The 12333-nt window shown below is 53.7% G+C and carries 10 protein-coding genes; 2 read left to right on the top strand and 8 right to left on the bottom strand.

Annotated features, from left to right (window positions below; translation table 11 throughout):
• Window positions 1-65: 65 nt before the first annotated feature.
• The 7 genes from IVA82_RS21265 to IVA82_RS21235 all read right to left on the bottom strand — a co-directional run bounded on the left by IVA82_RS21265 (window position 66) and on the right by IVA82_RS21235 (window position 7658).
• The gene (locus IVA82_RS21265) at window positions 66-1544 is read right to left on the bottom strand and encodes a hypothetical protein (RefSeq protein WP_247493499.1); all 1479 of its coding nucleotides are present in this window, start codon (window positions 1542-1544) and stop codon (window positions 66-68) included.
• 125 nt (window positions 1545-1669) lie between these two features.
• The gene (locus tag IVA82_RS21260; RefSeq protein ID WP_247383561.1) at window positions 1670-1867 is read right to left on the bottom strand and encodes a hypothetical protein; all 198 of its coding nucleotides are present in this window, start codon (window positions 1865-1867) and stop codon (window positions 1670-1672) included.
• Window positions 1867-2091 (bottom strand): DUF2934 domain-containing protein, encoded by a 225-nt coding sequence (locus IVA82_RS21255; RefSeq protein ID WP_247383562.1) that lies wholly within the window; start codon window positions 2089-2091, stop codon window positions 1867-1869. The genes IVA82_RS21260 and IVA82_RS21255 overlap by 1 nt, the downstream gene beginning before the upstream one ends.
• 95 nt (window positions 2092-2186) lie before the next feature.
• Window positions 2187-3128 (bottom strand): hypothetical protein, encoded by a 942-nt coding sequence (locus tag IVA82_RS21250; protein ID WP_247383563.1) that lies wholly within the window; start codon window positions 3126-3128, stop codon window positions 2187-2189.
• A 367-nt stretch (window positions 3129-3495) separates the two neighbouring features.
• Window positions 3496-4122: a hypothetical protein gene (locus tag IVA82_RS21245; protein ID WP_247383564.1), complete on the bottom strand. Its 627-nt coding sequence runs from the start codon at window positions 4120-4122 to the stop codon at window positions 3496-3498.
• A 679-nt stretch (window positions 4123-4801) separates the two neighbouring features.
• Window positions 4802-4966 (bottom strand): DUF2934 domain-containing protein, encoded by a 165-nt coding sequence (locus IVA82_RS21240; RefSeq protein WP_247383565.1) that lies wholly within the window; start codon window positions 4964-4966, stop codon window positions 4802-4804.
• A gap of 31 nt (window positions 4967-4997) precedes the next feature.
• A complete protein-coding gene (locus IVA82_RS21235; protein WP_247383566.1) occupies window positions 4998-7658 on the bottom strand; it encodes an Ig-like domain-containing protein in 2661 nt (886 codons plus the stop codon).
• Window positions 7659-7865: 207 nt separating this feature from the next.
• On the opposite strand from IVA82_RS21235, the gene IVA82_RS21230 reads away from it, so the two are divergent.
• Window positions 7866-8390: an inhibitor of vertebrate lysozyme family protein gene (locus IVA82_RS21230; RefSeq protein ID WP_247383567.1), complete on the top strand. Its 525-nt coding sequence runs from the start codon at window positions 7866-7868 to the stop codon at window positions 8388-8390.
• Between the two features lie 1226 nt (window positions 8391-9616).
• On the opposite strand, the gene IVA82_RS21225 is transcribed toward IVA82_RS21230, so the two are convergent.
• The gene (locus IVA82_RS21225; RefSeq protein WP_247383568.1) at window positions 9617-9898 is read right to left on the bottom strand and encodes a helix-turn-helix transcriptional regulator; all 282 of its coding nucleotides are present in this window, start codon (window positions 9896-9898) and stop codon (window positions 9617-9619) included.
• Window positions 9899-11720: 1822 nt separating this feature from the next.
• Between IVA82_RS21225 and IVA82_RS49020 the strand changes: the two genes are divergently transcribed.
• Entirely contained in the window at window positions 11721-11921 is a 201-nt protein-coding gene (locus IVA82_RS49020; RefSeq protein ID WP_247383572.1) for a hypothetical protein, read from the top strand.
• Window positions 11922-12333 lie beyond the last annotated feature (412 nt).

Genomic DNA, 12333 nt, shown 5'->3' with positions numbered 1-12333 from the left:
TCGTCTGCTCATCGTCTCTCCTGATTCGCGGGCCTATCGTGCCCGTCGTCAGGCAGAAACTCCACTTAACGTCCTGTGCAGATTTCCGGAGCCGGCTCTATCACCTTTAAATCGAGGAGGTCCAGAGCGCGGTTCTGTATGAGGCGAGTTTGATCAAGGCCGGTAATCACCGCAGCTTCACTCAGCCGGTAGATTTCCTTGCTTTTTGAGGTGTCCGAGAACGTGATTTTTTCCGGGGCGTCGTAGATTTCCTCATCTGTCAATGTGATGCCGTCGGGGAAAAGAAACGCATATTTGTCATCGTTCATGTCTATGTATTTGGGACGAAGGCGCGCTGATAGTTTTTTGGTCTGCTCGGAAAATGCCAACCTTAACGATTGTAACGATTGGTAGCTTCGGCGCTTCACAAGCAAATCGACCATCGCCTCCATACCAGCTTCTGGGACAACTTTCGGCGCGATCGCAACCATTTCTGAAATTAGTTTTGGATCGGCTCCTCCGGAGTGAGTGTAGAGTCGATTAAGCTCAAGCAGAATTTGAAACTGGGCTAGTGCGACGTCCGACTCGTCCCAGCGAGTTGGATAGACTGGGTCGCCCGGCAACCAAGGAAAGATGTCTCTGGAGCTTTTTGCTGTGCGTAGAAGTTTTAGATTATCGTGGAGTGCTGAGAGCTTTTTTGAGATTTCAGAATTGTCGGACTCGGCAAATGCGTCAGCAGTAGAGCAGGTAAGCTCTCCGCTCGGTAGAAATCTTTTTCGCATTTTGTCGTCCACCTCGGAAAAGACGGCAATCTCTGCTGAGTTCACTGGGCAGTATTTCTTTTGTACCGTCCCGTCTATGCCGTGCTTCGGTGTTCGACACGACTTGAACAACTCTATTCCACATCGAGGATTGCGGTCGGAGGCGAGCACCTCAAAAGTCGCTTCGAAATTGCATTGCATGAACCACCAGTTACTACCTCTGTTACCGTCATTGCTGTATTCGCCTGTGCGATGCCCTTTCGTCACTTGGAAGGTGACGATCGTTTCGTAGTTGATGAATCCTAACTTCGCATCAGTGTGGGTGCTGTACGGGGGCAAGTCCCTCATTCCAGTCCAAGTAACCTGTCCCGGACCATTCCGCTTATTGAGGTCATAGCCCGCATTATACGTGCTCTCCATTTGGTCATCGTTTGGATAGGAATAATCAGTTACGTCGAGCACTTTGTTGAAGATTTTTCTCCGTGTGCCGTCATCATTTGCCATCAACTGACAATTCACAGTGGCGGCGTTATCACCAGGGTTCTGTTCGTTGAAATGGCCAAAGAAGATGCCTGTGGCCTGCACCTTGGATCTCAGCAGGCATTGTCGATATTTTTCTACACCGCACTCTTCTGTTCGGGTATCGGCATAAATGACTCGATCTGCCGGGATCGAGCATGGCACACCTTTGTCGTCGTGATTTTGGTAGATGACGGGGCCTTCACACGACTGAGCGTAAGGTTCCGAACTCCAACCAACCAACCCTAGAATTATCCCGAACTCGAAAAGATGTCTTATGTGCATCTCAAACCTCCTTATTAGTCAAAAAAGAAGGATCGGCCTAGATGGTGAGACGGATAACTCGACCATCTAAACGATCGAGCGCAACCAGAAGGCGAAACGTATCCGCTTTCGCAACAACTAGCCAGTTAGTTTTGGTGTTTTTCTCTCAGCAACGCGTGCAGAAAGTCACTGGCATGGTCATACGTGACGCTGCCGTTCGCGATCTCGCGAGCGCGCGGGCAAAGCACCCTGCTGACCGTTTCGGGGCCGAGTGAGTCGGCTCGGGCCGACCATAGATCGAGCAGATCGTCGGGGATATTTTCGCTCGTTCCAAACAATTTCATCAGACGATATTCGCCCTAGGATTGATTGTCGTGGTGAGCCTTGACGGCAAAAAGCGCAAAAAAGCCACGGAACGCGTCACGGGAAACGGCGAGTCAGCTCCTCCTTCAGCTGTCGTTCCGCTATCCAGATAGAACTCTTGATCGCGCCCTTCAGGCATCCCGGCTTGCTGCCACAGCTCATATGCGCGGCACTCGATGTCCTTTTGGGTTGACGGACCTGCCATGTGCGTTACTCCCGATGAGGCCAAGGGCGGCTTCAAAGTAGCTGAGGCCTTATGCCGACTTGGTGCCAAGGAAAACTGGAGGTCGACGATCGCGCCTAGTCGCCACATTGTTTCGGCGCGTCATCGTAAACGCCGACCGCAATGATCTCGTAGGGCATTGACCAGCGCAGCGCGTCGCCGCCATGGCGGATGCGCCAGGAGACTAAGGCAAGGTCCACTCGCGGAATTCCGAGCACGAGCATGCAGTCGCCGACCTGCAATGACTTCTGCTTCTCGTCAGGTGCGGTGCCTGCAACGAAACCAACTCGGCGATCATGAACCAAGAGTTCTTGTTCGTCTTCCTTAGCCGAATAGATAGCCGCAGAGACAAACTCACCGTCTTCCTCTCGGTGGAATCGTTTGCGAATCTTGAGCATGAACTTCACGTAGTTGAAGCCAATCATGCGCATGCGGAGACGAACCCGATCCTCCGATGGCGTGATCTCAAACGTGCTCCGCTCGTACCGCGAGAACGCATCCTCCGCCTCTTTTTCCTCATAGCCCGCGATCGGCTGGAGCGTATCGCGAAGCTCTTGACCGCCGAGATTAAGGATCGGATGGACCTCAAACACGTGCGGCGGATTGGTGGGCGTGGGTCCCTCGTACGGAGCCCCAGCTCCAGACTGTTGAATATGGCTGTTGTCGCCGCCGTGCTCTGGCCAGATGCGCCAGACGCCGGAGAGAGCAATGCTTTGGCCAGTCCCCTCGACTGCGTGTATCGCATCGACGGCCGCGGGGACACTCTTGGCATTCTGAATTTCAGCGACTGTAGCCAAACCAATCTCCGGCGCCCGGCCCGCGACGTGCATATCACCGTCCTTGCCACCCGGATTCGGTTTCTTATGCGCCGCATCGACGATGTATTGTGCGGAGATCGTTAGTCGGTTCTTGTACTTCTCGATGAAGCTTCGATTGAGTTCGAGAATATCGTCCGCATATGACGGTGCGACGGAAAATATGAAAAGAGCTGCGCACACTGAACCCAATAATTTGTTCACGCCGACCCTCCTTCAAAAACGTCAGAATATCTCAATCGAGCCGCTTGCGGCGCGAGAAACACATCGAAGAATAGCTCAGTCGACCACGCGTTAGCAACGTCAGAGGTGGTCGCCGGGACCGGATACAACTGTCGGGTAGGGCACCGAAGTTCGCGGCCGTTGTGTGAGCTTAACTTGTGCCCGCCGCCATAGGCTGATTTGGCGGGAAAGACCGGGACCGCTAAATATGGCCAACAGGCCCTCTGCAGGAGCTTTGTCTGCCTTTCCATGTGTAGGCTAGCTGCTTTCACTCGAACAGCACGGTGTCGTCCTGCAACAAATAGGAGCAGCAGGACGACAAAGATCGAACCGATGGAAACCGCTTGGACTAGGGTGTTACGACCTGGCCTGTTCTTGTCATTAAGCTATTTTGACTCGCAACTGTATACGGATCGTGCTGATCATTTCGCGGATAAATTCTGTAGGTCGCCCACCCGCTGGGCAGCGGAGTTTTATGTATCACGATCCTGAGGTACAACCTGGCGGCCGCCGGGTTTGGAAATACGAATAAGTCAGTCGATCCTTCGACAAACATATTTGCGCCAGTTGAGGTATTACCGGTCGCTGGGTCAGTCACGAGGCGGCTCTTCGCGAGACCGATGCTCTGCCAGCTGCCGCCAGCTCCCGTATCAGAGACTGAGCCCTCAATTTCGGTAATGCCGTTTGTGTGCTGAACCACTACCAGATCTCTGACGATGGCAGCAGCGGTGAACCGATACGTCACATTGGCACGCGCAGCATCGGGCGTATTGTTCGCTGAGTAATGATGATCGTGCATTGAGAACGGCACGGGCGCGAACACGAAGGGAGCGGGCTCGACAATGTATCCAATCCCTATTCGAGCAGGATCCGTAACGGGAAAATCGATCTGCCATTTGTTGTGCCGTAACGGCATGCAGTCGGCGTCGCAAGAATTGGCAGGAATCTGGATTGATTGAATGCGAACGGTCGTCATCTGCAACCTCCAAAAAAAGACTTAAGCGAAAATAGCGCGACGGATTATAGACAACCAATGATAGATTTCAACTAAAGCTTGTTTTGGTCTGACATTGTGCGGACAGGCGCGCCGCATTTCGTTGCCAGTCCGACATCCCGTTGCTGTGATGCAACAAGTTCTGGCTCGCTGGCTAAGCACTCAGATTTGGACTGCTCGAGGAGTGTCGATCTCCAACACGAATAAGCAATCGGGGTGGCGGGACATGTTGCTCGTAGGCGGAAACTGAGCTTTGCAATCAACTTGTGGTCAGGCGATCAATCGTCCGCACGGGCAGGAAGTTGCAGCCGTCAACAACCTTGGTGCATGGTCAGGCTGGGCTCACCTATCTCCAGACTCTTCAAGCACAGTCCAAGCAGATATGCCGGTGACCGGCTCGATAGCTCCCAGCGCACCTCGCGTCCCGACGCCGGAAACAAGGCTGACCACCATTGAGGGTTGGACTGTTCTTGATGTTCGCGGCGGGACGGCGGCCCTTGGAGGGCCCGATCGGATTCGGATGGGCAACACGCGGCGATACAGTTCCCGGCATCGGGCGAATCGATTCCATCGTGCGTTGGGCAACGGGTGGATCGTTGCAACAGCTAGTGGATTGATCTCGACGCCGTAAAAAGCGCTCGGATTTCTCTTCCAGCTTTTTCTACAGCGTATCCGGCGTCTTGAGTTCGTGGCGAATCAGCTCCTCCTTCAGCTGTCGTTCCGCTTCCAGATAGAACTCTTGATCCCGTCCCTTTGGCATTCCAGCTTGCTCCCACAGGTGATACGCCCGGCGCTCAATGTCCTTCTGGCTCAGAGGACCTGCCATATGCGTTACCCCAGATGCTCATGCAAGCGTGTCATATCAAATGGAAATCACCCTGATGAACTTGCAATTGAGCAAGTGTTATTCCAGTGAGCGTGATCGTATCGCCATGACCGTCGTTGATGATGGCGCCAGCAACAGTGTTCGTAGTGTGCTGTAGCACGTCGTTGACGTTGGCGAAGATCGATTTGGCGAACTGAAGAGAATCGTTGTTGATACTAAAATCTGTGATCACGTTCGTCCCGAAGTTGGGACGGAAAACGAACGCATCCGGACCGAGGCCGCCTGTCAGCGCGTCGCCGTTGCCTGCGATCAGGACGTCCGGCGCGCTGCCGCCGATCAGCACATCATGCCCAGCCGAACCATCGAGCACATTTTTTTCATTGATAGTTCCGGAGAGCGTCGTGTTCATCCCCGACTGATAGATCGCGTCCGGGTTGGACACTACAATGCTCAGCGTCGACGTGCTCGATCCGCCGTGTCCGTCGGAGACCGTGTAATTGAACGTGTCCTGCGCCACGATTTGCGATGGCAGAGCGCCCTTGTTGGCGATGTAGGCATAGCTGCCATCGGCACTGAGCGTCAGTGACCCGTATGTGCCCTTCACCACATGTCCAACGTTGGATGCCGATCCATTCACTGAACTGACCGCCAAATGATCGTGAACGTCAGGATCGGTATCATTTGCCAGCACGCCCTGCGAGGCGGAAATACTCAAGCTAGAATTCTTTGCGGTTCCATTGCTATCCGAAGAGCCAACTGGATTATCGTTTGCGCCCACAATCGTAACCGAAATCTGCTGCGTGACGTCCGCTCCATTATGATCGTCGACAATGAGACCACGAGTTGCGGTAATGCTTTCTCCCGCCGCCAGAAAATCCAACTTGTTGTCTTCAATAGTGAAGCTCCAGTCGATTTTGCCAACATTTGTGTTGCCCGCTTGGACAGCAACATCAAATGCGCCCTTGAATGCCTCTATTTGGCTCGCGGTTAGGTGTGACGTGTAATCCACTAACGAACTTTGCCACGCGATCGTGTCCCCGTTTGTTGCAAAAGTTGGCCGGTCGGCGACATCGCTATCGGTAAATGCAATCACGCCAGCAGTATGGACCTTTACCAAGCTTCCTGTTAGCCCCGGTTTCTCGCTAATTGAGTTAGCCACGAGGGAGAGATCGAGATCAATAACAGGTGCATGATTAGTGCCGGGAGGTGGCAGATCGATGATCTTAAGGATTGCGTTCGTAAGCTCATCGGGGTTTGTCCCTGCCGCAAAAAACTGTCCGTTATTTAATGCGGCTATTGCCTGTAAATCAGGAGTAGCTGACGGATCGTTGCCCACTTGTATTGTAAAAATTTGAATATTGAAGCTCGACGGCGCGCTGTCGTCAGCCAGGGCAGCGCTCGTCAACGCGAACGTTGATACACTGCCAAACGCTGTGGGAGCAAGAGATGAACTCGTTATGCTTGCTCCTATACTATGAGCATATGAAGAAACAAGTGGAGCTAAATAGCCATCTTTTGCTGGGGCGTCAGTGAAGAGAATGATCTTACGCGACCCAGCAGAGTCCCTCCACGCTCCTATGTTGCCCTGTAGGGCATAGAGTAGCCCCGAATAATCTCCTTCCGGGATGTCGCCGCCCCCGCCCACTGATATGCCATTGATAGCAGCGACCGCAGCTTGTTTGCGAGCGGAAAGTTCGTCCTGGGTGGTGAACGAAAGAAGTCCCGTAACTTCGCCGGGGTCCTTGAAGCCAACAATTCCGACGTGGGCGTCAATCGGGTTGTCCGTTGTACCAAATAGTTTTCCCAATATAGCAGTTGCCTGTGCTTTTACCGCACCGATAGATGATCCCATGCTGCCTGTTGTGTCGATAACAAAAGCGAAATCCGTCTGGCTTTTGATGCCATCCTTCGTCAGGGCAAACTTTTGCCCGTCTCCGAACTGCGCGAATTCAATATTGTTGAGCTGGTCAGTCCCATCAACCTTGTCACCGCGGACTTCACTGAAGGTCCAAGTGTTGTTTGTGTTGTGTACTATGTTGTAATCCCCAGGTTTACCGGAAAACACTGCAGTATCGGCATCCGCGCCACCGTCAAGGAAGTCATCGCCTCCTTTCCCATTCAACACGTCGTTGCCCCCGTTTCCGAAAAGCTTGTCCTTTCCTGCCCCGCCGGAGATCGTTTCCGCCTTATCGTGATTGATAGTAAAGGGGGTCTGATAATCGTTAAAAAGCTTTATATATTCGGTGATATCAACACCATTACCATCGGCCGGTACATTATCGCCCCCCGAGTTCAGATACGTTCTCGCCGCGCCGGCTCCTACTAAGTGGGCTCCGCCTAACATACCCGATAGCGTGATCGGCACATCGTTCAACGTCTGGCCGTCATATTGCAGCACGGACCCCAAGAAGCCGAACTGCTTGGCCATATAGTCTCGTATGGCACTGTCTTGTGCGGCGGGCGAATTAAGAAAATCAGCCTTGCTGTTAACGCCGTACTTCCCGGTAAAACCGCCGCTGTAGTCGTTGTTGCCTGGAGTGGAATCTGGATTCACGAGGCCAATGTCGATGAATGCAAGCTCGCCCATCTGGTATTTGCCCAAATAGTGAAGCCTATTTTCTACGGTGTAGACGCCGCTGGACTCTCGCTGCCCCAACGCATTCAAAAAATCAACATAGGTTCCGCGTGCCATAATCTCCTCCCTGCTTCTTTGGCCAATTTGACAGTCATTCGCCTGAAGACGAATTGATCTGGTTCATTCCGCAACGGAATTTAAAAAGCCAGTAGATGCTCCCGGAGCTACCAAGCTTCTTGAGTGGATTCGTTTGGCCTACTCAACTCTTTCCACAAGATCCTCAACTATCAGAGGTGTCATCAAGCCGGCGTGTTAAACTGAGGTATGAAGGCAAAAGTCGCAATTGCTGTCGGCGTACTCTCTACAGTCGCACTCTGTGCGATTGTTTTCGATCAAATCGTTTTGGAGCGACGACTGCTTCCCCGGGAGAACATCACCGTCACTGAAGCGAGCGAAGAGGCTGGGCACTTCACCGGCAGCTTGAGACAGGCGGCAATTGACGAACACAATGCGCCGACTGACAAACTCTTTGAGGAATACGGCATACGCTCGTTCACAGCGTTCGAAAGAAATCACGCGCTCGTGGTCAGATTGAAAGAACTCGATCCATCGTTTCGAGCAGAACAAATGGGTGTATCGATGCTAAATAGCGTTGCAGAGATTAACGGTCGAAAATTGCTCCTGCTTAAAGGTTGTGCACCACACAACTGTGCTGCCACGATGAATATTGTTGCGTTCGAGCCTTCGACGACAGCAGTTTTCCTTCTGAAGTCCAACGGCTCCTTATTGCAATTCTTTGGTAGTCCTGATTCTTCGGTTAGGCCCGCCATGTTGTCCGCGGCGTTCTGAGTTATTCTTGCGCTGGATGTGGCAACTCGTCTGCGCCGTTCATGCCGTGCGTCGCGCGACCATGGACGTCATTGATATATTTGATTACGATTGGAGTTGGCATCGGAAGTCCTCCCAGCCCTCTTCACAAGCTGCTGCTCCCTGGGCTTGCCTGCCTAGTCCCAATATTTCGATGTTCGCGTTAAGCCAATCGCTCTGGCGACCTAGTCATTGCGACGAGCGCGATCTTCGCCGGCGCTAGGAGCAGCTACGTCAGCGAATATCCAGCTTTGAATTCAGTCGCAGGAACGCACAATCTGACACGGCCTCTGCGGTGCCTGCCGATGGCATCGATGCTGCCAGTTGAAGAAGCGGTGAGTTCGGTGTCTCGCCGTTTTATGGGCAGCTGTCAGGCGCTCGCTCAGCTGCGCCTCTATTTAATGTGGTATCTATTGGACGATTGTATCTGAATAGCAAGGGTTATTCTCATAATAATCGACAGCGCATTTAATTCTGGTTCGGCTCGTCCAGCCCAACTAAATTTACGAGCATCAGATTCGTCAGTCGGTGCAGACGCTTCGGCTGCTTGCCTATAATTCGCAGCCTCTTCGAGTGAGCGAGCCGCACCTCCAGTCGCATCGTCTCCGGATAAAGGAAGACTACCAGACGTTAGTGAGCTCAATTTGGCGCGCAGGCCCTTGTCTTCGGCGATTGCCTCTGCCTGAGAGCATTTTGTGCCTCAAAGGTGAGCGTCACTCTGCCATCAACTTCGATCGCAAATCTAGAGAGTGATAGCCGATCACTCATTTCCGCTCTGCCTTCAGCCCGATCTGGGACGTGGGATGATGGCGCTCGTGCACAGCTCGCCCGCTCACGAATGTTCAAGAGAAGATCGGATCGGGGTTAGGCTGCGAGAACAGGACTGACAAAAGCGCTTAGACACTGCGGTCACGGGCTCACTTGCCACTGAGCCTGTTGTCGACCGATCCGACAGGCATTCACTGCGTATGCAGCAGAAAGCTCTGGAAGACGCGCCTGTCCGTGTCATCTCCGATGGACACCTGAGTCTGAAATAGGAGCTGTACCTCGTGCGAGACCCGCCCCAAGCCTTTCGAGTGTTTCAAAGCCCCGCTTCCGTGCTTACCAAGAGGACTTCCCCTCAACAATCTCAAGTAGGCGATGCTCGATACCTAATGAGCAGCGCTGTTGCCTATCCACATGGCGTAAGCGCCCTCATCCGAGCAGTGCTATTTCGTCTTGCGACCTGGGGTCGCCGGCTTGTGGCCTTTAGGCAAGGTCGATGGTGTCGTCGCTCCTTTGGGCGGCTGAACAAAGAATTCAGATAAATGAACACCTAGCGATTCGGCGATCCGGTCGAGAAGTTCAATTGTCGGGTTCTTTGATTGCCGCTCAAGACCGCCCACATAGGAGCGGTCAATCGCGGTATCTCGAGCCAATTGCTCTTGCGAAATATCGCGATCTAATCGGATCCGGCGCACATTCCAGGCCACAAGCGCACGAGCTTTCATGCGCCAAAGCATGCCATCTGGCATGGTCGTCAAACAACTGGCTATAACCATACTATTGCAGCAAATTTATCCGGGATGCGGTCCGCCGAATTTTGCGCCGGAAAGTAGCTAGCGTTCGTGCCTCTGCGTCCATGCTTTGAGTCCTTCGGAAGAACTGGGCGCTGAGATCATAGCAGACGCCCAACCTGAGACGTGTGAACTGGTTCTCACAGCCGGTCGGGGGCGCGACCCGATGGGTCGAGACGGCGTGACCGCAAGCGCGATCAACCGAGCCGGTCATGCCGGCCCGAATTTATATCGAGCAGATCAACCATCTGCCTGTTCCGATCCTGGAGCGCCCACGGCAGCTGATTCATGGGGGCCGGAGATAACCTCCCGAACGGAAATTCTCACGGCGAAGCCCACCAGCCGTCCGGGAAGGGCTCTAATGGCCTGTGACCATCATTGTCGTTCGCAGGCGGGCGAAGACGCCTTTGGAAACGTAGGGCGAATCTTCGGCATGTGCTCAAGACCGCCTTATTCGATCGGCCAGGATGGTACGCCGCAAAGCCCTGTGGAAGCCTCGGAGCTGTTCGCCAAGCGATCGCCCATCTTTGCGCGGCAATGTGCCCGGCATGATCTCGAGTTTTCCGCATGCTTCACCTGTCGGTTTACCGGTCCCCTGTTGAGCCCAATTTTGGTTGTTCTGTACTCGCACGCTTTTGCGGGCTACGGAAATCGCCGCCTGAGTCGATTGCCGCCAAAACAAAAGCCAGCACGCATGCCGCGGCCAACGACCAAAGGGCAATTGCGATCTGCTTCTGCATGGTCATTCAATACTGCGATTTTGGGGGCCTGGGCTCATCCAAACCAAAGGATCATGAGCTACTAGCCACAGGTTGCTTGAACCACTTCAACGGCAATCCGAGAAGGTAGCCTCGCCTTTTCAAATCATTCTCGGTTCTGTTCAAACTCTGGCTGATAGATCTCGATGACGCGCGAGAATTCACCAGCTTCCGAAAAGCCTCGTCTTCGCCTCTTGTCCAGCGAGTAGAGGGCACACTCACTTCGATACTCCTCACCTCCAGCACTCGAAGAAACGGCTCCTGCATCCGGGGGGCTAAGCAGGGATGCTGGAGTCGCTTCTTCTGAGATCCTTGTGCGTTCGTCCGGCACAATTGGCCCGATTGTAGCCCCGCATTAAATGCTGTTCTAGATTTAATTTTGCGTAAATTGCATTTAATTATTAAATGTTGCGACGCAATCGCTCAACGACGTCAGGTATGAAAGGTTCGCTATCAAAGGTAGATCGGTCCTGCCGCATGCGCGCGCCAGACGGCACATTGACCCATCTCGGACCTCGGCGGGTCCGCTTGCTCAATGGAATCGAAGCAATGTATCTTCCGTAACCATTCGGGGGACGCGCGATTTCATGACGCGGTAATCGGAACGGCATTGGCGTGGCCGCTGATGGCTGGGCACGCAACAGCAGAAGCAGGTCTTTCGGATCGGATTTATTGAAACTGATGGCGGCGGGGGACGCCATTTCCCAGAATTCGTCAGTCCCCTAAATTTGCTCCGCCGGCTGATCATTGCTGTTGGAGCTCCAAGCCAATCCTCCTGCCTCGTGCCGTTCACGGCATCGCTGAATTAACTGCCTAGCGCTGAATTTGGCGATGGTCCGAGCTTGCATCAGTCCGTTCCAAATCCGGAACGCGGTGAAGCAAGACTCGCAGGCGTTGCAGATTTACAACCCGCACAGCCGTTCGAGATCCTAAGCTCGTCCATCGAGACGACCAAACATATTTCATTCTTTGTTCAAGATGATCAGCGGGGGCAAAAGGTGTTTGATATCTATCGCAATGACAAGCGCGACTTGCTCGTTCTAAGTACGGGCTCTGCCGTCCCCGTGCTTTACTCTGCACATAAGTGGCGCAAGAGCAGAAAAAGAGTTCTCAAGGTCAGCGACGAAATCAAGTCAGCCGTTCAGGCACAAGGCTACTACCTCCGCAGCCTGCGAGACGCCAAGGAGCGAATGATCTAGGTCGAGTAGATCGGCGGCCGGTGTTCTCCATCTGCAATCTCTACGGCATCACCGGATCGTGCTGCTGCCCCAGCACGGTCCGGAGCGATGCGCTCATTGCGGGAAGCTTCGCATTCGGCGCGCAACAAAGCCCTGCGTATTGCCTCATCTGAGGATGTTACTTTCGCTTGACGGATGTAGCTCCGACTGTCGGCCGGTCCGAGGTTGCGTCATTGCTCGCAGGATCGGAGGGACTGGGGCCGTCGCGGAGTGCCCATCACACGCAGCGACGGCCCCAGTCCCGGGATCACCAGTAGTGGCCGGTACTGTACGCGGGATGATCACCTTGGCTCCGTTGCGTCTGAGTGATCGCAACAAGCGCTGCACGATGGTGTGCTGCGGCGGCCCGAACTTTTCGGGGGAATGCTCGGCG

Source organism: Bradyrhizobium sp. 142 (assembly GCF_023074015.1).
Classification (GTDB): Bacteria; Pseudomonadota; Alphaproteobacteria; order Rhizobiales; family Xanthobacteraceae; genus Bradyrhizobium.
This window is presented reverse-complemented; position numbering and strand designations above follow the sequence as displayed.

What these genes read in the sequence shown, in the direction of transcription:
- IVA82_RS21235 (WP_247383566.1), bottom strand. Translation starts at nt 7,658, where the DNA reads ATGGCACGCGGAACCTATGTTGATTTTTTGAATGCGTTGGGGCAGCGA.
- IVA82_RS21225 (WP_247383568.1), bottom strand. Translation starts at nt 9,898, where the DNA reads ATGAAAGCTCGTGCGCTTGTGGCCTGGAATGTGCGCCGGATCCGATTA.
- IVA82_RS21260 (WP_247383561.1), bottom strand. Translation starts at nt 1,867, where the DNA reads ATGAAATTGTTTGGAACGAGCGAAAATATCCCCGACGATCTGCTCGAT.
- IVA82_RS21265 (WP_247493499.1), bottom strand. Translation starts at nt 1,544, where the DNA reads ATGCACATAAGACATCTTTTCGAGTTCGGGATAATTCTAGGGTTGGTT.
- IVA82_RS21230 (WP_247383567.1), top strand. Translation starts at nt 7,866, where the DNA reads ATGAAGGCAAAAGTCGCAATTGCTGTCGGCGTACTCTCTACAGTCGCA.
- IVA82_RS21245 (WP_247383564.1), bottom strand. Translation starts at nt 4,122, where the DNA reads ATGACGACCGTTCGCATTCAATCAATCCAGATTCCTGCCAATTCTTGC.
- IVA82_RS21255 (WP_247383562.1), bottom strand. Translation starts at nt 2,091, where the DNA reads ATGGCAGGTCCGTCAACCCAAAAGGACATCGAGTGCCGCGCATATGAG.
- IVA82_RS21240 (WP_247383565.1), bottom strand. Translation starts at nt 4,966, where the DNA reads ATGGCAGGTCCTCTGAGCCAGAAGGACATTGAGCGCCGGGCGTATCAC.